Raw genomic sequence first — 23,238 nt, 5'->3', positions numbered from 1 at the left:
ATCAGGATCAGGAGGCATTTATGAGCGGGAAATTTAAAATAGATTATCAGAGAATGCAAGTAACAGCAAATTTGATGGACCCCGAACCAACTATATTAATTATTAGCGAAGGAAAAGTACGATGCATTGAAATGTTTGATCATGGCCATTTTATTGCCAAGACTCACGATGGAAAAATCACTTCTTGGGAGAACACTGAAAAAGGGAAGATGTAGCCGCTCACTCCTCAAATTTGAAGAGTGAGTATGGAACACAACTACATAGATCTACCGGAAAAACCGGGGATACCATTTTTAGCGCAGCTGGTACTGTGCTGATTCTGGTATCCCTTTTTTATTGCTGAAGGGAGGTGATGAAAATGACCATTGATGAAAAACTCAGAGAAATGCATGGAGATAGAGTGCTTACTTCTCGAGGACAGGCTGTTTTTAGAGAACTGCAGCGGAATTTTAGCCAACTGGAGAAGCAACGGATCCGACTGGAAAGCAAAATAGACAAATTAATGCCTGTCGCGATTCCAGATGAAAAGGCCAGCCGTTCCGATCGACGAAAGTTCAAAAGAGCTCATCAGCAGCTAATAGAGCTAAAAAATCAACTTCAGAAGTTAGTTGAATTGATGAGGAATTTCCGGCAGTCCTAAAAGGAGCGGATTGAATGAAATTAGTAAGCAACTGTACCGCTGAAATCATAGCAATTCTAGAAAGTCTGAAAAAGCAGAAATGCCAGTGGAGGCTTACACAAAATCAGTCTTCTTTTTATTTTGATGGTGAAATTAAAAGTGTTGGAGAAGAGTCTTTTTATAGCGAAGATTGCTTAGAAATTAAATTCAAAGGACCAGGGAAGCAGCGCTTATATTTAAGAGGTTCCTTCACTTATGAAATGGAAGACGATGATAAAAAATTGCGCTGTAAGGTTTATACAGAAGATAAAAACACCTGCTTAACATTCGGCTATTTAAAGGAGGTACCCGATGCCTAAGGTTGAGGTTTATCACATTAAAGATAACGGATGTATTGAGATACTTAGGGAATGCGAGATTTATGTAGAGAGCAGAAAGAAATATTCAAAATTTGAAGCTCTTGAGAGGATTCTTCTCCGTATCTCAAGTCATTTTATTGAAAAAGGAAAAACTGAGCAACTACAGCGGATTATTAATACAGTACAGCAAGCGATTGATACGAGTAAATTAAAATAGTCTTCAGATGGTGAGTACTCAATGAATAGAAAATACGACTGGAATGCAGTAGAGCAATTCTTTATCGATTCTGGATACGAGAGCAGAGTTTCTTTAAAAGATGTGAGTGAGCGGTTCAATATCCCTTATCAAACAGTCAGGAGATATGCAGCCGCTCATAAGTGGCATAGCAAACGCTATAGAGTGTGGATAGAGAAAGAGCATGGCATGAGTTTTGAGGAACACTTACAGGTTTTGTATGAGGAAGCGATGAACAGAAATTGATGCTACAACTCTCACATTTCTAACGCCCTAAAAAAGAATTATGGAATAAACATAGTCCATAAAAAGAGTTTTCGGCTTTTTCGGCTGCCTTAAAAAGAGACGTTTTGTAATGCTACAGAGTATGAGAAAACCTAAGTTTTTAAACGCTACAAACTGTTGCAAATGCTTGCTTTTTATTTTGGTATAAGCGTTCTTTTTGAATGGTAACGTTACTATTAGAGCGCTCTTTTTATTTGGAACGTTTAATGAAAGGACCTCAATAAAAGGATGCAACCTTTTTACGATAGTTGCAACCTCTTTCGAAGCACGGTTGCAAGGTTTGAACCTAACATAATACGGGCCAAGATTGTTCGCTGAAGTTCGTATTCAGAAGAGATTGGCAGAGTTAAGAAAGGCTAACATTTTTCCCGAAACGAACACGGTGAAGGAGCATGATGGAATGGAGAGGGATCCAAAGACCGGCCGTTTTCTACCAGGCAATAAAGCAGCTGTCGGGAACCGCGGAAATTGCAATCCAAAATGGGGGAATAAGAACGCTGTGAAGCACGGATTCTATGAGACCATTACAATTATGAAAGTACAAGATGACGGCTGGCTATTTATTTTCCAAAGCGGAGCGGGGGCGGTTAGGATAAACCCTGACGCTTACTATGTGGTGAGTGATAACGAAAAGCAGGGGTTTGCCATTCGGATGAACATTGTTGAAGATTTGCTCTCAAGAGGGTTTAAATTGCATCCGGAAAAAGTGATTTAATTATAAAAGTTCCGCTCAATCAAATAAGATAATAATGACTGTGACACACCTTATGCAAAATTAAAGAGCAGCAAAGCGTCTGTTCTTTTTTTGTTTCATCTACAATGTGGACGAGTAAAAAAGCAAAATAGAAAAAACAAAGCTGTCACTTAGGATGATAGCCCAGGTAGAGGGTGGATTCATAATGGGTACAAGGAAAGCGACTACCATTGGCACCATACAGCCTAAAACGGTCTGTATGCTTGTTTAATGAATGAATAACCTGCTTATACTGCATAGATAAATGAGGTCTATATATACTTGGGAATTTATCCGAAAGAAGGTGGTCTAATGTTCACAATTCAATACGATGAGAAATTCATCGATCAAGTCGCAGCTAAGATTGCTGATCGAGCAACTGAAATGCTCGTTGAAAGAATCAGTTCATTAAATGAACTTCCTCCAGTTCTCACGAGAACCGAGGCAATGAAAGTATTACGCTGTAGTGCTACAACAATGGCAGAGCTTATGCGTCGTCCAGACTTTCCCGTCAATCGCAAATTTGGTGTTAAGATTTCTACTCACTTGTTATTCAAATGGATTGAAAAAAACACGCGTGGGGTATAGGGAAATGTAAGGGAAAGTGAATTGGAGCAGCCGAAACAGTTTCTATCCGGTCCGGGACTCTTTATGTAATCAGCTGATACTGTCTGAAGATGGGTGGGCGATTTACCTAGTCATAAGAAAATAGAAAGAGATTTAATTGATCAATAGGTTCAAGAAAGATCAAATTCCATAATCATTTAAAAAAGTGGGAGGAAGTTAAAGGCATTGAAACCTGAAGAGATTAATATTAATCATAGAGAGGTCAGAAAACACCTCAATGAAAAGCTGGACACAGAATTCCAGCAATTTTTGATTATGTGGGATATTGACGAAATGTCAAAGCGAATGTGTATGAGTAAAAGCTTCTTAGAAAGAGAGTTTCTACATGATCCGCGGATGAGGTTGCTGGAGCGTCGTAAAGAAAAAGGAAAGCGGTATTGGTTCTATGAGCAGAGCCTGGAAGTCATGAAAGAAATTATGGATGGTTGGTAAAATATAAAGCGTGGACAGACGCATTTACAGAGAATAAGGTATTTTTTCTTTTTAATGATAACTATTTATGCCATCCTTGCGGTGGCGTTTTTTCGCCAGAACCAATTGTACTGACAATTACCTCACCTATTTGAAGGATAATATCTCCCTTTGTCGAAGTATACCGATGAATGGAGGTGTTAATCTTGAAAGATTTTTTAGCTAACAACCCAAAAGTTTCAACATTATGTGAAATTGTTGCCGAATATGAAATGACTGTCGGGGAACAAACTATCAAAGTTAAAATTAAGAGGGATTCTACTGGGTTTTATTCTCATAGCACTAGTCACTTTTATCAAGGTCCTGAACAAGCAAGTCCATACATTTCTTCAAGAAATATCTTTGATACTAAAGGAGAGGCCATTGATGGAGCTATAAAACAAATCACTTGTTTTTATAATGAATCTCACGAGTATCCAGAAGATAACTGGATTGTTAATTCAAACTATTAGGGCATCCTCCGGGGTGCTTTTTCTATGTCCAAAACAAACTGTAACGTTACAAGCAAAGTAGTGAAACAGCCGCTAAAATAATAGCTTCATCTAATGGCCGCTTACTGTTTCGCTTGTAACGTTACATATGAAGGACTGTATGGATCGTACAAGTATTAATACCGGTAATACTACCTAACATTTTTGTGCTAGCGACACACTCATTCATGTAAGGTGGCTCGCCAAAGTTGGAGAATGAAATTTAAATTTACTTCAAGCCTAATAAAAAGAGAAAAATAATAAAAAGAAGAAACACAATGTATCTTTTGTTTCCTAATGAAAAACAGCTGCAAACCTTGATATCAAGCCATTTTCCGCCTTTTTTATGGTTTCCCTTGTTTAATAAGGAAACATATTGTATGATGTAGTTATCAAAAAAAGAAACATATTGTATAAGGAGGGGTTGAAGATGAATGAGGTTCAGCCGATCAGATCAAAGGAAAAGATCGAAGAAGTGAAGCTAGTTTTAAAACACGATAGTTACAGGGATTACTTTTTATTCGTCATGGGCATCAACACAGGTTTACGAATTAGTGATCTATTGCCGCTCCAGGTAAAAGACGTGAGGAATAAAACTCATATCACGATCAAAGAAAAGAAGACGGATAAACATAAGCGATTTGTCATTAATTCAACTTTGCGGAAGGAAATAGACGAATATACGGCTAATATGCACGATGAAGACTATCTATTTCCTAGCCAACGCACGAAAAAGCCCATACAGCGTGTACAGGCTTATAAAATATTAAATCGAGCAGCGGAAAAAGTGGGGTTAACAGAGATCGGCACACACACATTAAGAAAAACGTTTGGTTATCACTATTACAAGCGCACTAAGGATGTGGCCATGCTTCAAGAAATCTTTAATCATTCCGCGCCAAGCGTCACAAAGCGATATATCGGAATTACACAGGATGAGATCGATAAATCATTAGAGGACTTTTATTTGTAAGAGATGACCACGCTTCTAAAATTTTGAACACGTTACGCCATATAATAAATTTGGAGCATATTGCCTTCTAAAAAAGGAGCAGCGACAAATGATAGATGAGTTGAAAATTATTGACGGTTTTTTCGATGGTGAACGTTTTATCATGCGAGGGATGGCTGGCTTTGCTGTTTACGGAACGTATAAAGCAGATGGATTAAGGTCACTAGCTAGGCTGATTCATGACGATGAATCCTTCAGCCTAACAATTGACAAAGATCGTGCGATACATATTCCGGTGGAGCAGAACGAGCAGATCAAGATGGAATTAAACATGATTGCAGATGAGTTAGAGAGAGCGTTAATGGAACTGTTGCTTCATAAATGATGTTGTTTAGATACATAGAAAAGCAAAAAAACAAAAAGAAAAGGTATTTCTTTCTGGTTAGTGGTGTTGAGTGCTTATAGAGATTATCAAAATAATGGAACATACGAAAAACTGTAGATACCGACATTATCAAATTTTTTAAATGGAGAAAAGATTGGCCAGGCGGGTACAGATAGTCAGTAGAAAGGTTAGTGAACTTTTGTATGAACGTTTCGATGAACATTTGTGTGAGTCATCGGCTGGAAGCGAAATATCTAGGAGATTAGGTGGCAAAAGAGTAAAAAAGGGAGGAAGATAGCAGATGAAAGCCGAACAATTAGGTACGAAAAACAATATTCATCTTACAGCGGCAAAGGGGGAGCAATGATGTTACAAAAAGAAAAATTATTAAAGGTTTATGCCGGTTGTTCAGCCGAACCAACAAACGAAGAAGAGAGAAACGGACGATTGAAAGCTGAATTATCTTATACAAACTTCGGAAAAATCGCTGAACTTCTCCTAAAGCAAGAAAAGGCGGTGATCTAACGTGTTAAACATGCAAATTGATAAACACGAAATCGAACATCAATTCAAAGAAGAAATGAAAAAGCGCCTTGATGAAATCGAAAACAGGACAGTCTTTTGGGACATGAAAGAGCTGCGTAGACAAACTTGCATGAGCGAGCCTTTCATCAAAGAACACTTCTTCTTTGATCCACGTTTTCAAAAATTTAGAGTTGGTCGAAAGTGGCTGTTCCCAGCGCGTCAAACAGAAGAGTTTCTTCTGACATGGCTACATGAACAGTCCACACATTACTAGTTTTATAGCTGAAATGCGCGATATGATGAATGAAGTGTAAGTGAGACTTAAGCTGTTTAACAAAAAAATATACATTTTTTCAAAAAAACCTCTTCGAAAATATTCGATTCGCTCACATACTTTCTCTGAGAGTGATCGTAGAAAGTATGTGAGAATGAAAAAAACAATAGCAAAATTCGAAACGATCTTCTTTACTGAAGGTCGTTTTTTCGTCTATTCAGCAAGTGAAAGTTTCGTTGTAATGAACTTTTCTGGCTTGCTGAGTAATGAGGTTTTGTTAACTGTAAAGTTCATTATTCTCATAAAGTTGATTACTTTCTCTCTGCTGCTGTCAGTAATGAACTAAAAAGACAGCCGATTATAAATAGAAATTTCAGTATTGAATTTATGAACAATTTTTTCGAGGAGAGGATGATTGAATATGGAAAAAGCAGTAATTAAAAAAGGGAGAAAACGGTTGGAATTGAAACAGCTAGAAGTGGAGGCACTTTCATTTTTAGAAAATCAAAGAGCACTTACTTTAACTCAGTATTATGAATTTTGTTATTACGTTTTAGACTACGATATTACAGAATATGCATTCAAAAATCGGATTCGGAAATTAGAAGAATTTAAGATTGTGCGCGCAAAAAACTTCGTAGACGGTTTTGAAGGAGAGCGGTTTAAGTACATTTCCGTTGGCGCAGCTGGAGTGGATCTACTCATTCAAACGAAACGATTACCGACCGATTATAATAAAAGAAAGATATATACGTTTTTAGAAAAAGAAAATTTGTATCACTATTTTGCGACTCAGCAGGTTGTTATAGATTTTTATAGAAGAATAAAAATGTTCTATAAAAGAGATATGTCAAATATCATAAAATCGTTAATTCCGAGCCAGAGCCCCTACAAAATGTGGGTTTCATACAAAAAATTAACCAACAATACTAGTCGAATACCAGGTTTAAGCCGTTTTCAAGCAGTCGAGAAAAAAACACAGCCATATAATAAACCTACTGGCGAATATGTTCCATGCGTTGTAGCTGATTGGATTTTGCATGCCGAAAAGAAAGAAGAGAACACCATTTTAATGAAGACTGCTCATATTGAGCTTGACACTGGATCAGAATCATTAGATGAGCTGGAATACAAAGTGCTGAGGTATTTAAATTTAGCTGAAAGTAATCCAAATGCAACGATCGCAGTGTTTTTCATTTTGCCGGACGAAACCTATTTAGCTGGAAAGAAATTCGGAAATCGAGATAAACGAGTAGAGAATATAAGAAAACATTTCTCGAATAACCCAAAACTAATAAAGAGAATAAAAGAGAGTAACCTTCTAGTATGTGTATACCCGCTAAGAAAAGCAGACATAGCGCTTGGATATTTCTTTTTTAATCGAATATTAGCTTAGCGCGTAAAATGTAGGTTTGAAACAAAGTCGTACCGTTTTGAAAAAAGATGTACCAAAATAATCTGCATTTCGGTTTTTCTTATTAAATTATAGGGTCAGGATTCATTCTCCTTTTTCTAAAGTATAGTCACTTCCAAAATGATATGTTGAAGAACCAGTATTCTTTATAACTAGGTTTATCTGTTCCAGTGAGGGACTATAATTCTATTTCTCCGTTTGAAGGCGCTAATTCATTGTAAGGTGAATTTTTAAAGGATGTTTTTTTATCATTATCGTTTTCGCTAACTTTACAAGCATACAAAATAAGGTACATGATCATAGATTTTAAATCAATTGTAAAAATTTTGTGAAATCTCTCTTTTTTTAGAAAATTAACAAAATATTTGATTGAACTATCTTTATTCAGTTGATATATTTGGTTTAAATGGTAAATGAAAGAATCAGGAGAGAATGTTTAAAAAAACCTGTTTTTTTGCTTGCTTTTTTACTGGCGTTCCAAATTTCTTTCAACGTGGAGGCAACAACTAAGGTTGAAGTTGAGCCAAATATCACAGGAGTTGAATCAGAAATTTCTACTATCAATGATGAAAAAATTATTTTCAAGGAAACGAAACACAGCGCTAAAGAATTAGTTAAGCTACGTAAAGATGTAATTAAGACTATCAATAATTACTACATCCACTATTGAAAAGTAAGTTATTCAATTGCTAGTATCTTTATCATAAATCAAAACAACAATTTTTACCAAAAAATATTGACTATATATTACAGTTACACTAAAATATAACATGTAAGATAATATGTGGTTATGAAAATTGAGAAGTGGAAATCAAAAGAAAGGAACGGGAGATTATCTTTATATTCAGTTAATTCAAAAAAAGGGGGAATCAATTATGAAAAAGTTTTTGACAGCAGCAGCAGTATTTACAATGTTTGTATCCGCTCAAGGTAGTGTAGTCATGGGTGCTGAAAATGAAGCTAACCAAAATAAAGTTAAAGTCATTCAGATAGAGGATATTGACACTTACAAAACGCTTCCGAATGGAAAAATAAAAGAAAAAGGTAATGCGTTGGTAAAGCATAAGGATGCTATCAAAATCATTAATACCTATATGAAGCAGAATGATATTAATCTTAAAACTGATCTAGATGATCCCTCTTACCAAGAATTTGTTATGTCTTTAGGAACTCAATTTGAAAGTTTTAATGATGAGGACATGGCTAAAGTAGTGGATTTCGTGAAATTCATGGATGTTTATGAAAACTACGATAAAAACAAGAAGATTGGTAAATTCGAAGATAAGCTAGAAAACAACAGTGAACTCTCTGAACAAGAGACAATTGAATTGAATGAGTTATTACCTATTTCTCCAGATGCTGATTATACTGTGGAGGATCCAACGGTGACAGATGATTCACCAGCTACTGTAACATTAGCTGAAGATCCGTATACCGAAGAGGGTGAAGAGCCAGAAGACGCGTCACAAGCAGCCGCCAATGGATATAATAAAATCAAAGCAAGGGACTATGCGTATAAATGGTGGGATGGAAGAAATCCGATGTATGACTATTATGCCGCTAAAAAAGGCTGCACTGTGAAACAGGAAAGTTGCTGGAATGACTGTGCGAATTTTGTTTCACAAGCTCTGTACAATGGAGGCATGAAAATGAAATACGGGCCGAGTTACACTAGTACTACGTCTTGGAATTATGGCGTAGTTCCAGCATATAGTTGGGGAGGAGCCCATAACTTTTATCTTCATTGGAAAGGACGAGCAGGCATAGCGAAGTATACGTCATGGTTACAAACCGGCGACGCTATAAATGCAGATTACACTAAGGATGGCGACATTGAGCACACAGCGATTATTACAAAAAACTATGGTTCTGCAGCTAACCAAAAATATCTAACTCAACATACTGAGGATAAAAAGGAATTATCAACAGTGAAAACTTGGCTTAATGCAGGTTATCGTATATATGGATATGAGATAGATAAAGCCAAAAATTAACTGTTACATAAATTTCTTTCCGAAATAAATTAACTAAAGGACATGAGTACGTTATTAATTTGTACTTATGTCCTTTAATTTTATTTGCCTGTGAATAGAAAAGAGCGTAAAACCCTGAGAACTTTTTATAATAAGTTATTTTGATAGGCATCTCCCTATTCACATTCATGATATAATTGGAATTGTAAGCGATATAATTTGGAGGCAAAAGAATGATAAAATTCGGAAAATCGAAATTGTATGGTGTATTAGGATTTATATTACTTATACTGCTTATAGTGATTTTGTACGTTAAAGATAGTGAAAACAAGAATCTAGAAGCTTTGCAGGCTCTTGAGAATTCAGATAACTCTATTGTTTTTCTTGAAAAATCCCCTAATGGAAACGGACTATATCTTTCGAAAGAACAATCTACTGATGATCAGTATGCATTACTAAAAAAAAGAATGCAGAGAGAAGGCTGGGTATATTTAAATCAAGAGGGCAGCAGCTTGTTTTTTGAGAAAGACAATCGGCAATTAATTGTTGAAACAAGAATATGGAAAAGTAATTATATTGAGTATGATGTTCAAAATAATGAAGCAAACATAGCAGACTAAAGTAGGTTTTCAAGAGACAAGACTAATGGTTCATAAATAGATAATTGAATCCATTGAAAACTCCAAATCCCTCTTATCTGGATGAAAAGGGGGATTCCATTGTTGCAAGAGGAAGAATAAATGGTACTTGATTTTTATAAGAATTAAAAAATGATCGAATTTTTTTATAAAAGAATAATTCAATTAATCGTGTTAAGAGCATATTTTGATCAAACTTTATTTGAAAGCTACATAAAAAGCCATCCTCTTGAATTTGGAGAGGACGGCTTTTCCTTTTAGGACGCGCTTAATCAAAACAACTTAAAAGGCAATATTATTTTTAATTATTATACCTACAACCTACAGGTATATAAGTTTAAGAAAAACCTTGATTTAAAGCGGTTATTGATCCCTGTTATGGATTTTTTCTAAATCTTTTTGAAGCTTTTGTTTCAATTTCTCTTCTTGTTTCTTTGCCTCGTTTAGCCGCTCCAAAGTTTCAGCATAAGGTTTTAGTCCGTTCCGAATTAACCCATTCAAGAAGCGTGTTTTCCAACCACGTTCTGAAATGCCAGCGAGTAGATCCATCGCTTCTTTTAATTCTTTGTCTATATAAACAGTGTGACTAACATGTGTGTCGTTCACTCTTTTTTTCTTTTTCATTTCCGCTTCTTCTTCACTTAGACTCTTGATGAATTCCTCAAATGAAGTCGTTTCTTCCGGAGCGTCTTTCTCCTCGTTCATTTTTTGAACAAACGCATTGGCTCCTGTTTTCCCTTTAATTTTATTAAAGATATCTTGTTGTTTATTGGACACGTTCTTTCAACTCCTTCACGAATACACGGTATTCCCCGATTCCTTTTTCTAATTCACTATTATCAAAAAATCCATTAACCGCTAATCTTTTGGTAGCAGCTCTCCGCTGTATAACCGTATCAAAGCGATAGCCATCATATTCTTCATCGATAAGCTGGATCATGGCCTTTGTATCAACCGTTCGTGGGTCGACAATCGAGAACAAAACACCTGCAATTTGCAGATCAGGGTTTCCATTCTCGCGAGTGGCTACGCAAATCTCTAAAAATTTATGGATGGCATCATAACAAAACTTTGAGCCGTCATTCATGATCACCGCATAGTCACTTGCCGAAATAGAGTTAATCGTCTGCTCAGATAAAGCTGGAGGCGTATCGATAATGATGTAATCATATTGGTTCACTATAGGTGAAAGGGTATCGGATAAGATAAGGTTTTTGTTTTCATCCGTTGCTTTTGTATACACATAACGAGGGAAAAGAGCCAGATAATCATTAGAAGGAACGATATGTAAGTTCTCGTTGATCTCAACAATGTATTTCTCAATATTTCGTTCCTTGATCGCTTCCAGTATGGTCCGCTCTTCAAATACGTCGCACAACTCATCTACACCGGTTAAGAATTGAGTAAGGTTCCCCTGGCCATCCATATCAACCGCTAATACTTTCGCTTCCTGACTTAATAAATAAGCTGTGATACCAGCTGAAGTTGTTTTAGAGCAACCACCTTTGCTAATACCAAAAGTAATGATTTTCGCTTTCTTGTTATTCATGTTCTCTCACTCCCTTTTTCTCTTTTTATTATTATTATAATTATAGATGGGGCCGCTCCAACTTACAATGATCTATTTATACCTGTAGGTTGTAGGTGTATTTTATATTGGGATTTTTCTATTGAAGAAATTGACAATATAACACAGGAAGATTTGCCTTTATGTCGAAATGAGTGATGGACATAATCTCCATACAAAGAGGTGTTATTATGAACAAGTTCTTAACAGTCGCCCAAGCTAAACAAAAGATTGACTCCTTACAGCAATATGTCAATCTTGTTGAATCATATAAGACTGATACTCTTGAAAAATTGGTCATCAAAGAATACGCCTATACTGGAAGTGTAGTTAAGGTAGCAGAGAAGTTGAATGAACTTGGCCATGAGGTAGAGCCTAAAGATATATCATTCATTCTAAAAGCTAAGCCGATAGATGAATTACATAAAATTGTTCGGATAGGTCATGTTAAAAGATCAAAAACCATTCGATGAAAAGGGAGGAATTATTAATATAATTTACACCTACAACCTACAGGTATATAAAATATATAGAGAAGAGTGATTCATCAAATTCTATGGAAAAGTTTCGGTAGGTTGTGCGTGGTTTTAGTAGGTTTTACAGCTAAATGTACGAATTTTTCTTTTTGTTTTATACTTGGGATAATAAACTGAAAAAAGGTTGTAATGCTATGAAAATAAATATAGATCCTAGCGCCAAAGAGACACAATTAGTAGGGGTTATACCTGAATGTATTATTGATCATTATTCTATCCAATGTGCCAGTTTAGAAGTATACATGCCTCCAGGTGTGTTGAAGCATTTGCAAAAGCGAGGGCATTGGAATGACTTTTTAACATATCATCAACATATACCAGGTATGATTGCTCTTCCTGATTTTGCTGGACAGAACCCTAAAGAACCTCATACAGTAGAAATATATAAAATAGTGAACGATCATGTTATTTTACCCATCAAATTGAGTGCGGAGAGTGGTTTGTTTATGAGTTCTTTTTATATATTAGACAATGGGGCAGATAAGATTCAAAAACGCTTGCGTACCCAGCGTATTCATCCGTTTTCAACTTTTTCTAAATAAGTCCCTTCTCAATTGTAACGCTTAGTTTACAAAAAGAGCTTTAACGTGTATCATAATAAGTGAAAAGAACAATAAAAATTGTTTATTTGAACAAACTATTGAATATATTAACTACATAAAGGTTATTTGAGGTGGGAAAGGTTCCCCACGCGCTACCCATTGGGTAGTTACCAGAGATCAGGATTGCCGCCCTGCTGATAATCTTTATGTAACGATAAACCCTCTTCATTCGTGAAGGGGGTTTTTATATTTTATAACTTGTAAAATATCCCCTCTGTTTATGCCGCTTTCAACCTGTTTATGAAACCATGGAGATACTACAAAAACCCACCTGTCGCTTTGATACACGCATTTAAAATCAGCATTCGATATTTTGTATGGTTGGAACGAAAAGTCTGTTAGAGGTGATTCTGAGAGGTTTATAGACGTTTAGCCATTATTAGCAGTTTCCTAATTTTTTTGTCCAGCAACCTTCTTGGTTAAGAGTTATCTTGTTCCGTCCATTTTATGGAGATGGGTTTGGATATTTTGAAGATTAACCAAATTCAGAGTCTCTTTCTTCTCTCTCTTTAATTCTTTAATTCTTGATTTAATTCGGGGTTCGTTCCGACTTCGTACCATGAAGCGTTCTCCGTTTGATTTACAACAACGTTTAAACCATTGATACAACTGGGTTTATACTGTTCTAACATCGTTCTGTGTTCCGTTTCGAGAAACGATACCGAACAAAAACCGAACAGAGCTGTTTTTTAACTGATTTTTAGGTATGGTCGAAAGGATTTTCGACAGAGAGATCGACGTTATATTTATATATTGCTGTTATTGTTGTTATATTGCTGTTAACTAATAAGATTTACATCCTCAAGTACATTGGATTTACATTCTCATTTACATTGTAAAAATATAACAGCGTTTAAACCCATTCGTATCAACGGTTTATCGACTATCTCTCATTTACATTCTCATGTACATTCTCATGTACATTGGATTGACATTCTCATGTACATTTTTTGGCGCTAGCAAGGAGGAGGAAACACAGAACCAGTAACTACTGAAAAAAGAGCGGCGTTGCGGCCGCTACAGTCTGAAAAGATCTAATTAAAGATCTTTTTTATTTTTTTGGATGGATTGAGAATAAAGAAAGAAATATAAAGTTCCTATAAACAATGTTGTAATTACATTTATCAACATTGTTGTTTCGAATTCAGGGAGAGAAAAAAATAAATCTAACAAAAAGTATATTAGGATCACAATAAAACAAACTGAAATAGCCAAAATAAGGGGTTTTTTAATTATGATCTTTAGGGAAGAACCTTTATTAAAATTCAATAAATATATAACTATGAATATTAATGACAAGGAAGAAGAAATCCAAAGAAAAGTATAAGAATTTAAATAGAGTGCTACTAAAGAAACAATCATTAACATCAAATAAAGAACAAATAACAATTTCTGTTTGGTTTCAATCATTTATTTACCTCCTAAATATTGTAATATGATACTCTGTTTGATAATATTATATTATTGAATATTTTGAAAAATCAAACAAAAAGGAGAGTTAATGGAAAATGAGAGTGGTACTTAAAGCATTTATGGTTATGTGTCTCTTAGTCTTGGGCGTTTCCTCTTCTACTTATGCTATGAATACAGATGGCGAAAATTCAGAAAATGAATTATCTATTCAAATAACTGATAAAAGGAAATAAAAAAGTATGAAAAATATATAAGTAGTACTAAAAAAGAAGTCATTAAAAAACATAAAAAGGAAAACATAGAACTCTATCAACAAGAAGTATATTTATTTCCTGAGACAAACATGACTGCTGTTATTTACAAATTGAAAAGTAAAAAAGTATCATTAGATGAAAATGTAGGGTATATGTCGTTTATAGTCGATAATTCTGATCCAAGCAAAGTTACGTACCAATTCTTAAGAGTCCTTAACTTAAACAAAGGCAAAAAACATGTCCTTTTTTCTCAAGATGGAATTGACAGAATTGACTATATTGTTAATGCTGAAACAAGTGAATTAGAATCAGGGTGGATAATTACTAATGAAAACAAAAAATTAGATGTTCAATCAAACAACTATCAAGAATATATTAATAAAGCAAAACAAGAATGTTTTACTAATGATTGCAACAAAAACAGTACTCTAAGTAAAAAAGCTAGTTTTTCAAGTTGTATGGATAAGTGTTTGAGTCGTTCAGGTGTACCAAAATGGTTAAGGGACTTAATAGTTGATGTAACAGCTGTTTCATGTATATTTGGTCCTAACCCTGTTTGTTTAGCTGCACTCACTCAATTTGCTGCTCTGAAAACAAGTGATGCTATCAGATGTGTCGGTGCGTGTGCTAAAAAATAAATTACATCAAAATAAAAAACAAGTCGTATATTAACGATTTGTCTACAAACTGAAGCGGCGCTACGGCCGCTTTTTTTATGTAATGGATTAAATTTTATTCATATCGACATTAATTCCAGCTGCTTGCATTTCTTTGGCCAAAAAGTATTTCCAAGCACCAGAGGTATCCAGCGGTGTGTAAAGAACACCTTGATAGTCTGAAGGAATGTCAGTATTTCCTTTATGTAATGCTGCTACCTTTCCGCGTCCTAACTTGGCCATAAAATAACCGAGCTCTAAAATAACATTCTGTCGTGCTCTTGGTTGTAAATTGTCTTTTTTATCTTTAGCTGCACCAACGTCGTCTGGTGTTAGTAACACAATAGCAAAATCAACTTCTGAATGAGCTTCGATTTTTTCGATAATGGTTCGCCCAGCACTAGCTTGCTCATGTAAAATGATTGCTTCTAATCCTATTTTTTCGATAAAACGAGCAACAGTCTCTTTTGCTTCGTTATCATGGCCATGAACAATAAAAACTTTGTTAGTATTAATTTTAGAAGGCAATTTATGTTGTGCTGTGGTATCTTCTTTGGTTTCGATTGTAGGTCGTTCATAAAATTTTAGTCGTTCCTGTAGGCTACGTAAGTTTTCTAGATAGTGATTAAGATCTAACTTAAAATCTTTAATGAAACCTTTAAAGAGGTCTTCGATGTCTTCAGTAAGAATTGATTTTTTGATAGAGATGAGTAATGCGTCTCCAGCATTTTTAAACTCTTTTGCTGGATCGGTGTTATTAAAAAATGATTCAAGTAGTTCGTATGTATATCTTATCCATCTTTCAACATCATTTAGAACTTGTTCCAGTTCTCCTTTTGATAGTACTTCCCGTTTGTAAAATTCGCACCCTTTTTGAATTTGTTCCTCAATTTGTTTCTCCGCTTCTTCTTTAGAAATGATCAAGTAAGGTCTTTCGTTTTGTTTTTCAAACATGCTAGCTCCCCCTATACTATTTACTTTACAAATAATTTAAATTTTACCATGTTAAGCATGATTAATGATGAATAACAAAAAAAGCGGCGCTGCGGCCGCTCTTTTTATTGCTGTTTTGTTGGTGATATGTACAAGATTAGTGTTTTACTGATCGTCCTCGTTTTTCTCCAGCTTTACTGTGTAGCCGAGCAGAGCGGCTATTTTCTTTAAGTCCTCTACACGAACTGTGTTTCGATCCAATGATGATTGAAATGAAGACTTTTGCTTATCTAAAGCCTTAGCGATCTTTTGGAATTGATCGAGATCAGTATCTTCCATCATGATGCGAATAGCATTTTTAACACTCATGTCCTGTAAATTAATTTCTTTCATTGTCTCACCTCTCAAGTTCTATTTTATCATCTTAAAACTAAAATAGAAATATAAAATGCATATATCGTTTCACAAAACGCAAATATCGTTTTAATATATGTGTACAGAACGACATTATTCAACGAAAGGAGTGAATAAATGATCGAAATCGACAGTGTATTCCAATAACCTGTTACAAGGGCGTCACAGACCGCTACTTCCTAGATTAATAGAGAGCAAGATAAACACAACTAAGCGGCAGCAAGCCGCTTCAACTACTAATGAGGAGGATTTTCAACATGGTAAGAGTAAATAGACGAAGTATGGTTACCCCAAGCACAATCGCACAAATTGCTGATGAGACATCACTTAATGTAAGTCTAGACCATACACTTCATTTTGGAGTGGCATGCTATAAGGAAGGAATAACGGACGTTCTCAGACCTATTGCTATTCAAGACTTAGATTATGGAGTCAAAGAGATCCCGCTTTCTAGCCATTCCGCTGAAATCGCTAAAAAGGTAGAGGAATCTTTCCAGGAGTTAAAGGGGTCTCGCCAACATTTCGGAAATTTTGTACGCTAAGAGAGTTTCATAAAAGATGTAGATGATACTTTGATTTTGGAACACCTTTTGGTACTACTATTTAGCCTTAACGTACAATATTTTCGTTTTGCTGTCGGTACCCCTATATACCACTGAGAGCTCCATATTGGCTTTTTAAGGGGCTTGTTTTGATTTTCCCTTATTGAAAATAAGGCCACAACTTTAAAATGATTTAAAGGGTGATTTTAAGCGTCTACTGACTGTGCTAACTGGTGTAATACAGTAATCTTACATGTAAGAGAATAGTTAACATAAGCGATGTTATCGGTACTGAAAAAGGATCTCCAATTGAAAGATCCTTTTAGCTGCTTATTTAACTAATATTGGGCTACCCCGAATACAAAGAAAAGAAAGTAGCAACTCCTATATTATATAGGGGATTGCTACTTTCATAAACTACTTTTAATCCAAACTATGCACTAGAATCCTTTTTATCATGTATTCGAATTTGTTTCCGATTAATCCCAGAACGTAGCAACTCCAGTGCCTTCGGGGTCTGTTGTAGAAATAAAAAATTCAGCTTTATTATTGCTACCATCAACATAAGCTCCTATACCACGAAATGGCGCTAAACAACCGATCCCTGTATAAGTTCTTGTTCCTACTTTCTTAGAATAAGAAGGACTATCATACTCCCATAACGTATAGGTCATTTTCCAATTGTTTGCAGGCTCTACACAAACCAGAAAGTCTCCTCCAGTTGAATATGCATAACCTGAATGCCATCCTATCTGATTCCACCTATCTATTTTAGAAGTTCCTACATGATCCCACCCTCCAGATGCGTATGGTAATAACATCTTAGATGTAGGTGGTGATTTACTTGTTCCCTCAGCCAATGTTGTAGAAAAGGGAAGCGTGAGAGCACATATCAATGTTAAAAAAGCAGTACTTATTTTTTTAAATTTCATTACTTTCCTCCCTGTTATACATTTAATAAATTAAAATGAAAACATTCCCTTTTAATATATATGAAAAAGGGAATGTTTAACAGATTCTTTTGTTCTGATGCAAAAGAAACAAAATACTTGCAACTAATTTCCAAAAGAGAAGAACGGTCAAAATGCTACAACCCTATGAGGATTTAGAAATGAATACCCCATACAAATCTAGTTAACACAAGACCAATTTTAGGAAGTAACTAAAAAAAACAAACCCATGCGTATCAGGGGTTTGGCTCTTAGTCGTTTTTTATCGTTTATTCAGGATTTTATACATGGTTGATGGATCTGTGGCTTTGAAATAAAGTCACGATGTTTGTAAAAAAGATGCGATGTTTATAAAAAAGTTACGAAGTTTTCCCCCTTTGGATATGCTTTATCTAAAGGTTTTTCATGGTAAATATAACCCAATATTCTTCAGCAATCGGGCGCTTATCTGTAGTAAGGTAAGCTTATTTTTGGCAAAAAAAAAGATTGAGTTGACTATCTGATTTTGAAATAATTGGTATTAAAAAATAGAGAGGATAATTGAATTAATCAACTATTTAAGAATCGGTGCGTTTATTTAGGAACGCGTCTTTTAGTATATGGGGAAATTTAGAAAGTGTGATTCGAGTGGAGAACGAACTAATAAACTAGCACATGATTAATAATAACTAATGGAGGGATTTCAGTGATCTATTTAATTACAGGACCGATGGCAAGTGGTAAATCTACTGTTGCAGAATTGATGGCAAAAAAATTCAAGAGGTCAGTACACTTACGTGGGGATGTCTTTCGTAAAATGATTATTTCTGGCCGAGAAGAAATGAGCGAAAATCCTAGTGAAGAAGCCGAAATTCAACTGGATTTGCGCTATCAACTAACAGCAGAAGTTGCAAAAGGGTACAGCAACGCGGGTTTTACTGTTATTGTACAAGATAATTACTATGGTGAAAAACTTCCGTATATTCTTGAATTAATGGCTCCTGAGAAAGTGGAACCTATTGTATTAACTCCTACTGCTGATGTTATCCGAGAAAGAGAACATAATAGAGGCAAGGCTGGTTATATCGGCTTTGACGTTGATAATTTGCGTAAAGAGTTTTTAAAAACTACTCCGCATATTGGATTATGGATTGATAATAGTGTAGAACAACCGCATGAAACAGTTGATCACATTATGAATGAGTTAGGTACTGACTCAAACTAAAAATCTTCTAAGTTATTCTATTATGGGGTACCGACAGCAAAACGAAAATATTGTACGTTAAGGCTAAAACCGTTGGTATAAAAAGAATGTTCCAATAACGTTCGTTTATGTACTATCACATTTAAACTAAATTAAGGCTAAATAGTAGTACCAAAAGGTGTTCCAAAATCAAAGTATCATCTACATCTTTTATGAAACTCTCTTAGCGTACAAAATTTCCGAAATGTTGGCGAGACCCCTTAAAGGAAATGTTAAACGCTTCGGAACAGCAGGCTTTAAAGAAATATGTAGATGCTTGCACTAATTTATTAGGGGCGGAAGCGTCAGATCATTTTGTTCATGGCTTCTTACGAGGCTACCGCTATTTGAAAAATATCAATGAATTCAACTATAACAATCGATATAACACTGGAGGCATGAAGTGATGAAACAACAGAAAATGATTGAAGTACTGAAAAGAGCAAGAAACATTGAATTCACGGGAAATCATTATGTACAAGGCTTAGGTGATAATGTGGCCACTTTCAGTTTGATTGAGCCGACAGCGGAAGAATGGAATGCAAAAGCGGAAGCGCAAAACACCAAAATGTTTGTAGACCGCTTCAATAGACAACCTAAAAGCTATAGTGAAGTGGCAGCATGGATTAACGATCTTATTGGATCCAATAAAGAAAAGAACCGCCTTGCTGGTAACAAGACGGTCCAAGCTTAAAACATATTAGTTAAGGTATTATATCATTCCCTCGATCTTTTGAAAAATCGGGGGATTTTTTTGAAAATTACCCTTGAAAAGGATCAAAACCCGCTCATAATATCGAGGAACACACCAATATCGCCGAATTTTAAAGGGGTTAACTACGCCATTTATCAAACTTTTTGCACATCCTACGCCAAAATTTGATAGAATAATAGGCATAGAAAAAACCTCGCTCTAGTTTGGCGACCGGACGAGGTTCTTCAAGAAAGGGATTAGTGTACCCTTTAGGAAAGGACAAATCATGCCCTTTTTATTAAATTATTACCTCTATCATAGCATAGGTACACGTTCCTTTCCAATAGGGAAAGGGGAAAAAACATGGGAAATTCACAGCCAATATTAAACAACCATGAGACATTTATTGATGACTGGCATGAATGTTACATATCCAGTAGTAAAATTACAGGGTTTGTTTGTACATTCCGTTTAAATAACAAGAAACATCATTTTTACGGCTTGAATGATCTTAAAGAATTGATCGCAGAAGCAAATAAACGCCGGAAAGATGTTTATTTAAGCTTGAACGCTTTTGAATATGGATCAAGAACGGCTCAATCATTGAAACAAATTAGGAACATCGGTGTGGATATTGATTGTTATAAACTAAATATTTCTGTTGAAGCAGCAACTGAAGAAATAAAAAGACTTATTATAGATTTAAAGATTCCGAATCCTAATCTTTTCATACATTCAGGGCGTGGAATCCAGTTGATTTATAGTATAAGCGGCGGAGCAAGCCCTAAAATGGCTTTCCTATCGCAATATATAACGACACAATTCATTTCTGAACTAAAGCATTTAGGTGCAGATACTTCAGGGACGGACGTAACACGTGTTTTCCGCTTACCTTACAGCGTAAATAGTAAGAATGGAAAACAAGTCAAAGTAGATATGTGGAGAACGTTAGAATATAGTTTGGAAGGATTATATAGTTATTGTACCCCGCTAGAACGTCGTAGGAAGCCGTCTAAGCAACGAAAAGGAACTTTGGTCACTATACCATCTAATAAGGGATTAAGGAACCTCTACAGCTTAAATAACGGTAAGAAAAATGATCTTGAAAAATTAGTTGCTCTTCGTAATGGTGATATAGAAAAAAGAAACAAATTGACATACATATACGCTTATACAGTTGCTTTGATACTTAAAAATAAAGAGGCAACATTAGGATTTGCCTATCAGTTAAACGATAAACTAGCTGATCCCCAAAAGGTGAAAGAAGTAACTCGTACAGCTGGTAATGCGTATGACGATGCCATTAAGTTTTTTGAAGAGTTCGCTAAACGCGACTACAAAATGTGGTATCAGAATATGGACGGAATCATACGTCCCATGAAGAGCGAAACCATTATAGAGGAATTAGAGATCACACCAGAAGAAATGGAGCATTTCTCTATCATTATAGACGGCCAAGAAAAGCAGGAAAGGAATACTAAAGCAAAGCGTGAGAAACGTCGTAAGGAAGGCGTACAGGAACGAGAACAGTATATAAAACAGCAGCAGGATAAAACAGATGATAAGTTATTTAAATTACAGCAGTTGCTAGAGGAAAATCCTAAATGCAGTAATGTTAAATTGGGTCAATTGTTAGGAGTATCAGAAGGGTATATTCGTAAGTTGAAAAAGCAATTATAAAACTCGTACTGGTGTGTCCCCTTAAACCCCTTATAAATGGACTACTAGTTTTGGGATCTTGTTGGAACACTGGTTAATAACAAAGATATGAGGGTGTCATCGTTGTCATCTTGTATTGGAGAGATCCTCTATTGGGTCGTTTCGAGGTTGATTATATGTTGTTTAGCAAAAATTTTTTTCTTATTTGATAGAAAGCACCCAGATCTTTTTTGAGAGCTGTGGTAGGATAATTTTATCTAGATAATCGCAAGCGAAAATGGCTTTGTAAGAATTTGAAAAGCGGATCGTATATATCAATTAATAACTCTCTCTATTTGAACTGCCCCATAAATGTTAGACACCAAACTAACATTTATGGGGTGTTTTTATGTCTAAGTATACAGTAGACGATAAATTAAAAGCGGTAGAACGTTATTTAACTGGTAAGGAAGGTTATAAAACCATTGCAGAAAGCATTGGCACAGTGAAATCATTAGTTATTACCTGGGTGAAATTGTTTGAAGCGCAAGGCATTGAAGGTTTTAACAAGGGCTATACAAGTTACTCCAGTCAGTTTAAACTAGACGTACTCAATTTTATGAACGAAACGGGCGCGTCTCTTCGAGAAACTGCAAGCACATTTAATATTTCTTCCCCCAGTACTATTCATAAATGGGATCAGTTGCTTAAGACAGAAGGATTGGACGCGCTAAAACCAAAGAAAAAGGGGCGTCCATCTATGAAGAAAGAAACAAATAAATTGCCACCAGCTGAAGGATCAGTAGAAGCGTTACAAGCGAAGATTGAGCGTTTAGAAATGGAGAATGCTTACTTAAAAAAGTTGAATACTTTAGTTCAAATGCAGGAAAAATTACAAACAAAATCAAAGCGCAAGTAATTTTCGAATTAAAGTGTCAGTATGACGTTGTGGATTTAGTTGAAGTCGCAGGTATTCCACGCAGCACTTATTATTATTGGGAAAAAAGATTAAACCGAGTGGATAAATACGCCGATGTAAAAGAGGCAATTAAGAAGATTTATCATGAACACAAAGGTCGATACGGGTATCGTCGCATCACAAAAGAGCTGAAGAAATATGGTTTTACACATGATCCGAAGACCATCAATCGTTTAATGAATGAACTTAGCTTAAAATGCATGGTACGTATGAAGAAGTACCGTTCTTATAAAGGAAACGTAGGTAAAATCGCGCCGAACGTATTACAACGTGATTTTCACGCAAACAAAATGAATCAAAAATGGGTAACAGATGTGACTGAATTCCATCTATTTGGAGAAAAGCGTTATCTATCTCCTGTTCTCGATTTGTGTAATGGCGAAATTATTGCGTACAAAGTTATGAGTAGACCCGTTTATCAACTCGTGGGTGATATGTTAGATGAGGCGATTAAACGTTTGAAACCAGAAGATAAGCTCATTCTTCATTCCGATCAGGGCTGGCATTATCAAATGAAAAAGTATCAGAAAACATTACAAGATCACCAAATTATACAAAGTATGTCCCGTAAGGGCAACTGCCTAGATAATGCCGTAATTGAAAATTTCTTCGGCTTATTAAAGTCTGAGCTACTATACTTACAAGAGTTTGAGAGTATGGAGCATTTTGAAAAAGAGTTGGAAGATTATATTGAGTATTACAATCACAAACGAATGAAGGCAAAATTAAAAGACCTGAGCCCAGTAGAATACCGAACTCAAGTCTTAGAAGCTGCCTAAAATTATTTGTCTAACTTTATTGGGTCAGATCAATTTTGAGGGAGTTTTTTATTTATAGAAAAGATAAAAAAGTTGAGAAAGATTAAGGGGGGAATGGTA

31 protein-coding genes are annotated in these 23,238 nt (G+C 35.4%); 25 read left to right on the top strand and 6 right to left on the bottom strand.

Annotation, left to right across the window (positions count from 1 at the left end):
• Nucleotides 1-20 precede the first annotated feature (20 nt).
• The 17 genes from WDJ61_RS18605 to WDJ61_RS18525 all read left to right on the top strand — a co-directional run bounded on the left by WDJ61_RS18605 (nucleotide 21) and on the right by WDJ61_RS18525 (nucleotide 9,942).
• Nucleotides 21-215, top strand: coding sequence for a hypothetical protein (locus tag WDJ61_RS18605; RefSeq protein ID WP_338754884.1), 195 nt, complete (start codon nucleotides 21-23; stop codon nucleotides 213-215).
• A 143-nt stretch (nucleotides 216-358) separates the two neighbouring features.
• Nucleotides 359-640, top strand: a complete 282-nt coding sequence (locus WDJ61_RS18600) for a hypothetical protein (protein WP_338754883.1) — start codon at nucleotides 359-361, stop codon at nucleotides 638-640.
• 14 nt (nucleotides 641-654) lie between these two features.
• Nucleotides 655-978: a hypothetical protein gene (locus tag WDJ61_RS18595; protein WP_338754882.1), complete on the top strand. Its 324-nt coding sequence runs from the start codon at nucleotides 655-657 to the stop codon at nucleotides 976-978.
• Entirely contained in the window at nucleotides 971-1,195 is a 225-nt protein-coding gene (locus tag WDJ61_RS18590; protein WP_338754881.1) for a hypothetical protein, read from the top strand. Before WDJ61_RS18595 ends, WDJ61_RS18590 begins: the two co-directional genes overlap by 8 nt.
• Nucleotides 1,196-1,216: 21 nt before the next feature.
• The gene (locus tag WDJ61_RS18585) at nucleotides 1,217-1,459 is read left to right on the top strand and encodes a hypothetical protein (protein ID WP_338754880.1); all 243 of its coding nucleotides are present in this window, start codon (nucleotides 1,217-1,219) and stop codon (nucleotides 1,457-1,459) included.
• A gap of 439 nt (nucleotides 1,460-1,898) precedes the next feature.
• Nucleotides 1,899-2,213: a hypothetical protein gene (locus WDJ61_RS18580; protein ID WP_338754879.1), complete on the top strand. Its 315-nt coding sequence runs from the start codon at nucleotides 1,899-1,901 to the stop codon at nucleotides 2,211-2,213.
• Between the two features lie 330 nt (nucleotides 2,214-2,543).
• Nucleotides 2,544-2,819, top strand: coding sequence for a hypothetical protein (locus WDJ61_RS18575; RefSeq protein WP_338754878.1), 276 nt, complete (start codon nucleotides 2,544-2,546; stop codon nucleotides 2,817-2,819).
• 204 nt (nucleotides 2,820-3,023) lie between these two features.
• Nucleotides 3,024-3,290 (top strand): hypothetical protein, encoded by a 267-nt coding sequence (locus tag WDJ61_RS18570; protein ID WP_338754877.1) that lies wholly within the window; start codon nucleotides 3,024-3,026, stop codon nucleotides 3,288-3,290.
• Between the two features lie 185 nt (nucleotides 3,291-3,475).
• Nucleotides 3,476-3,781, top strand: coding sequence for a hypothetical protein (locus WDJ61_RS18565; protein WP_338754876.1), 306 nt, complete (start codon nucleotides 3,476-3,478; stop codon nucleotides 3,779-3,781).
• A 448-nt stretch (nucleotides 3,782-4,229) separates the two neighbouring features.
• Nucleotides 4,230-4,772: a site-specific integrase gene (locus WDJ61_RS18560; protein WP_338754875.1), complete on the top strand. Its 543-nt coding sequence runs from the start codon at nucleotides 4,230-4,232 to the stop codon at nucleotides 4,770-4,772.
• An 88-nt stretch (nucleotides 4,773-4,860) separates the two neighbouring features.
• Nucleotides 4,861-5,136 (top strand): hypothetical protein, encoded by a 276-nt coding sequence (locus WDJ61_RS18555; protein WP_338754874.1) that lies wholly within the window; start codon nucleotides 4,861-4,863, stop codon nucleotides 5,134-5,136.
• A 366-nt stretch (nucleotides 5,137-5,502) separates the two neighbouring features.
• Nucleotides 5,503-5,661 carry a hypothetical protein gene (locus tag WDJ61_RS18550; RefSeq protein WP_338754873.1) on the top strand — a complete coding sequence of 53 codons (159 nt, stop codon included), beginning with the start codon at nucleotides 5,503-5,505 and terminating at the stop codon, nucleotides 5,659-5,661.
• Between the two features lie 10 nt (nucleotides 5,662-5,671).
• A complete protein-coding gene (locus tag WDJ61_RS18545; protein ID WP_338754894.1) occupies nucleotides 5,672-5,935 on the top strand; it encodes a group-specific protein in 264 nt (87 codons plus the stop codon).
• Between the two features lie 421 nt (nucleotides 5,936-6,356).
• Nucleotides 6,357-7,331, top strand: a complete 975-nt coding sequence (locus WDJ61_RS18540; RefSeq protein WP_338754872.1) for a hypothetical protein — start codon at nucleotides 6,357-6,359, stop codon at nucleotides 7,329-7,331.
• Nucleotides 7,332-7,755: 424 nt separating this feature from the next.
• The gene (locus WDJ61_RS18535; protein WP_338754871.1) at nucleotides 7,756-8,019 is read left to right on the top strand and encodes a hypothetical protein; all 264 of its coding nucleotides are present in this window, start codon (nucleotides 7,756-7,758) and stop codon (nucleotides 8,017-8,019) included.
• A gap of 205 nt (nucleotides 8,020-8,224) precedes the next feature.
• The gene (locus WDJ61_RS18530; protein WP_338754870.1) at nucleotides 8,225-9,343 is read left to right on the top strand and encodes an amidase domain-containing protein; all 1,119 of its coding nucleotides are present in this window, start codon (nucleotides 8,225-8,227) and stop codon (nucleotides 9,341-9,343) included.
• A gap of 212 nt (nucleotides 9,344-9,555) precedes the next feature.
• Entirely contained in the window at nucleotides 9,556-9,942 is a 387-nt protein-coding gene (locus tag WDJ61_RS18525) for a hypothetical protein (RefSeq protein ID WP_338754869.1), read from the top strand.
• A gap of 381 nt (nucleotides 9,943-10,323) precedes the next feature.
• On the opposite strand, the gene WDJ61_RS18520 is transcribed toward WDJ61_RS18525, so the two are convergent.
• Both WDJ61_RS18520 and WDJ61_RS18515 read right to left on the bottom strand, forming a co-directional pair.
• On the bottom strand, nucleotides 10,324-10,737 hold the full coding sequence (locus tag WDJ61_RS18520; protein ID WP_338754868.1) for a hypothetical protein: 414 nt from the start codon (nucleotides 10,735-10,737) through the stop codon (nucleotides 10,324-10,326).
• Nucleotides 10,727-11,509, bottom strand: a complete 783-nt coding sequence (locus WDJ61_RS18515; RefSeq protein ID WP_338754867.1) for a ParA family protein — start codon at nucleotides 11,507-11,509, stop codon at nucleotides 10,727-10,729. The genes WDJ61_RS18520 and WDJ61_RS18515 overlap by 11 nt, the downstream gene beginning before the upstream one ends.
• 209 nt (nucleotides 11,510-11,718) lie before the next feature.
• Here WDJ61_RS18515 and WDJ61_RS18510 point away from each other — a divergent pair, with 209 nt between their 5' ends.
• Complete coding sequence (locus WDJ61_RS18510; RefSeq protein WP_338754866.1) at nucleotides 11,719-12,000, top strand: hypothetical protein; 282 nt, start codon at nucleotides 11,719-11,721, stop codon at nucleotides 11,998-12,000.
• Between the two features lie 197 nt (nucleotides 12,001-12,197).
• The gene (locus WDJ61_RS18505; protein ID WP_338754865.1) at nucleotides 12,198-12,605 is read left to right on the top strand and encodes a plasmid-related protein; all 408 of its coding nucleotides are present in this window, start codon (nucleotides 12,198-12,200) and stop codon (nucleotides 12,603-12,605) included.
• 1,098 nt (nucleotides 12,606-13,703) lie between these two features.
• Here the strand turns inward: WDJ61_RS18505 and WDJ61_RS18500 are convergent.
• Nucleotides 13,704-14,075 carry a hypothetical protein gene (locus tag WDJ61_RS18500; RefSeq protein ID WP_338754864.1) on the bottom strand — a complete coding sequence of 124 codons (372 nt, stop codon included), beginning with the start codon at nucleotides 14,073-14,075 and terminating at the stop codon, nucleotides 13,704-13,706.
• A 346-nt stretch (nucleotides 14,076-14,421) separates the two neighbouring features.
• Here WDJ61_RS18500 and WDJ61_RS18495 point away from each other — a divergent pair, with 346 nt between their 5' ends.
• Nucleotides 14,422-14,970 carry a hypothetical protein gene (locus tag WDJ61_RS18495; protein WP_338754863.1) on the top strand — a complete coding sequence of 183 codons (549 nt, stop codon included), beginning with the start codon at nucleotides 14,422-14,424 and terminating at the stop codon, nucleotides 14,968-14,970.
• Between the two features lie 87 nt (nucleotides 14,971-15,057).
• Here the strand turns inward: WDJ61_RS18495 and WDJ61_RS18490 are convergent, their stop codons facing one another.
• A complete protein-coding gene (locus WDJ61_RS18490; protein ID WP_338754862.1) occupies nucleotides 15,058-15,942 on the bottom strand; it encodes a nucleotide-binding protein in 885 nt (294 codons plus the stop codon).
• Between the two features lie 144 nt (nucleotides 15,943-16,086).
• On the bottom strand, nucleotides 16,087-16,314 hold the full coding sequence (locus tag WDJ61_RS18485; protein WP_338754861.1) for a hypothetical protein: 228 nt from the start codon (nucleotides 16,312-16,314) through the stop codon (nucleotides 16,087-16,089).
• A gap of 278 nt (nucleotides 16,315-16,592) precedes the next feature.
• Between WDJ61_RS18485 and WDJ61_RS18480 the strand changes: the two genes are divergently transcribed.
• On the top strand, nucleotides 16,593-16,877 hold the full coding sequence (locus tag WDJ61_RS18480; protein ID WP_338754860.1) for a hypothetical protein: 285 nt from the start codon (nucleotides 16,593-16,595) through the stop codon (nucleotides 16,875-16,877).
• A 479-nt stretch (nucleotides 16,878-17,356) separates the two neighbouring features.
• Here the strand turns inward: WDJ61_RS18480 and WDJ61_RS18475 are convergent, their stop codons facing one another.
• Complete coding sequence (locus tag WDJ61_RS18475; RefSeq protein WP_338754859.1) at nucleotides 17,357-17,809, bottom strand: hypothetical protein; 453 nt, start codon at nucleotides 17,807-17,809, stop codon at nucleotides 17,357-17,359.
• 703 nt (nucleotides 17,810-18,512) lie between these two features.
• Here WDJ61_RS18475 and WDJ61_RS18470 point away from each other — a divergent pair.
• The 4 genes from WDJ61_RS18470 (at nucleotide 18,513) to WDJ61_RS18455 (ending at nucleotide 23,139) form a co-directional block, all read left to right on the top strand.
• Nucleotides 18,513-19,031 carry an AAA family ATPase gene (locus WDJ61_RS18470; protein ID WP_338754858.1) on the top strand — a complete coding sequence of 173 codons (519 nt, stop codon included), beginning with the start codon at nucleotides 18,513-18,515 and terminating at the stop codon, nucleotides 19,029-19,031.
• A 424-nt stretch (nucleotides 19,032-19,455) separates the two neighbouring features.
• On the top strand, nucleotides 19,456-19,743 hold the full coding sequence (locus WDJ61_RS18465) for a hypothetical protein (protein ID WP_338754857.1): 288 nt from the start codon (nucleotides 19,456-19,458) through the stop codon (nucleotides 19,741-19,743).
• A gap of 363 nt (nucleotides 19,744-20,106) precedes the next feature.
• On the top strand, nucleotides 20,107-21,423 hold the full coding sequence (locus WDJ61_RS18460) for an AsnC family protein (protein ID WP_338754856.1): 1,317 nt from the start codon (nucleotides 20,107-20,109) through the stop codon (nucleotides 21,421-21,423).
• 367 nt (nucleotides 21,424-21,790) lie between these two features.
• Nucleotides 21,791-23,139, top strand: a protein-coding gene (locus tag WDJ61_RS18455) for an IS3 family transposase (RefSeq protein WP_338752444.1) whose coding sequence is annotated in 2 segments (ribosomal slippage) — nucleotides 21,791-22,235 and nucleotides 22,235-23,139 — 1,350 coding nt in all. Because the reading frame shifts where the segments join, the coding sequence is not laid out codon by codon here.
• Nucleotides 23,140-23,238: the final 99 nt, after the last annotated feature.

The sequence above is a fragment of the Bacillus sp. FJAT-52991 genome, assembly GCF_037201805.1.
Lineage (GTDB): Bacteria > Bacillota > Bacilli > Bacillales > Domibacillaceae > Bacillus_CE > Bacillus_CE kandeliae.
This window is presented reverse-complemented; position numbering and strand designations above follow the sequence as displayed.

Bases quoted from the DNA above. Each gene is read 5' to 3' on its own strand.
- WDJ61_RS18605 (WP_338754884.1), top strand. From the start codon at position 21: ATGAGCGGGAAATTTAAAATAGATTATCAGAGAATGCAAGTAACAGCA.
- WDJ61_RS18600 (WP_338754883.1), top strand. From the start codon at position 359: ATGACCATTGATGAAAAACTCAGAGAAATGCATGGAGATAGAGTGCTT.
- WDJ61_RS18595 (WP_338754882.1), top strand. From the start codon at position 655: ATGAAATTAGTAAGCAACTGTACCGCTGAAATCATAGCAATTCTAGAA.
- WDJ61_RS18590 (WP_338754881.1), top strand. From the start codon at position 971: ATGCCTAAGGTTGAGGTTTATCACATTAAAGATAACGGATGTATTGAG.
- WDJ61_RS18585 (WP_338754880.1), top strand. From the start codon at position 1,217: ATGAATAGAAAATACGACTGGAATGCAGTAGAGCAATTCTTTATCGAT.
- WDJ61_RS18580 (WP_338754879.1), top strand. From the start codon at position 1,899: ATGGAGAGGGATCCAAAGACCGGCCGTTTTCTACCAGGCAATAAAGCA.
- WDJ61_RS18575 (WP_338754878.1), top strand. From the start codon at position 2,544: ATGTTCACAATTCAATACGATGAGAAATTCATCGATCAAGTCGCAGCT.
- WDJ61_RS18560 (WP_338754875.1), top strand. From the start codon at position 4,230: ATGAATGAGGTTCAGCCGATCAGATCAAAGGAAAAGATCGAAGAAGTG.
- WDJ61_RS18555 (WP_338754874.1), top strand. From the start codon at position 4,861: ATGATAGATGAGTTGAAAATTATTGACGGTTTTTTCGATGGTGAACGT.
- WDJ61_RS18550 (WP_338754873.1), top strand. From the start codon at position 5,503: ATGTTACAAAAAGAAAAATTATTAAAGGTTTATGCCGGTTGTTCAGCC.
- WDJ61_RS18545 (WP_338754894.1), top strand. From the start codon at position 5,672: ATGCAAATTGATAAACACGAAATCGAACATCAATTCAAAGAAGAAATG.
- WDJ61_RS18540 (WP_338754872.1), top strand. From the start codon at position 6,357: ATGGAAAAAGCAGTAATTAAAAAAGGGAGAAAACGGTTGGAATTGAAA.
- WDJ61_RS18535 (WP_338754871.1), top strand. From the start codon at position 7,756: ATGGTAAATGAAAGAATCAGGAGAGAATGTTTAAAAAAACCTGTTTTT.
- WDJ61_RS18530 (WP_338754870.1), top strand. From the start codon at position 8,225: ATGAAAAAGTTTTTGACAGCAGCAGCAGTATTTACAATGTTTGTATCC.
- WDJ61_RS18525 (WP_338754869.1), top strand. From the start codon at position 9,556: ATGATAAAATTCGGAAAATCGAAATTGTATGGTGTATTAGGATTTATA.
- WDJ61_RS18515 (WP_338754867.1), bottom strand. From the start codon at position 11,509: ATGAATAACAAGAAAGCGAAAATCATTACTTTTGGTATTAGCAAAGGT.
- WDJ61_RS18510 (WP_338754866.1), top strand. From the start codon at position 11,719: ATGAACAAGTTCTTAACAGTCGCCCAAGCTAAACAAAAGATTGACTCC.
- WDJ61_RS18505 (WP_338754865.1), top strand. From the start codon at position 12,198: ATGAAAATAAATATAGATCCTAGCGCCAAAGAGACACAATTAGTAGGG.
- WDJ61_RS18500 (WP_338754864.1), bottom strand. From the start codon at position 14,075: ATGATTGAAACCAAACAGAAATTGTTATTTGTTCTTTATTTGATGTTA.
- WDJ61_RS18495 (WP_338754863.1), top strand. From the start codon at position 14,422: ATGACTGCTGTTATTTACAAATTGAAAAGTAAAAAAGTATCATTAGAT.
- WDJ61_RS18490 (WP_338754862.1), bottom strand. From the start codon at position 15,942: ATGTTTGAAAAACAAAACGAAAGACCTTACTTGATCATTTCTAAAGAA.
- WDJ61_RS18485 (WP_338754861.1), bottom strand. From the start codon at position 16,314: ATGAAAGAAATTAATTTACAGGACATGAGTGTTAAAAATGCTATTCGC.
- WDJ61_RS18480 (WP_338754860.1), top strand. From the start codon at position 16,593: ATGGTAAGAGTAAATAGACGAAGTATGGTTACCCCAAGCACAATCGCA.
- WDJ61_RS18475 (WP_338754859.1), bottom strand. From the start codon at position 17,809: ATGAAATTTAAAAAAATAAGTACTGCTTTTTTAACATTGATATGTGCT.
- WDJ61_RS18465 (WP_338754857.1), top strand. From the start codon at position 19,456: ATGAAACAACAGAAAATGATTGAAGTACTGAAAAGAGCAAGAAACATT.
- WDJ61_RS18460 (WP_338754856.1), top strand. From the start codon at position 20,107: ATGGGAAATTCACAGCCAATATTAAACAACCATGAGACATTTATTGAT.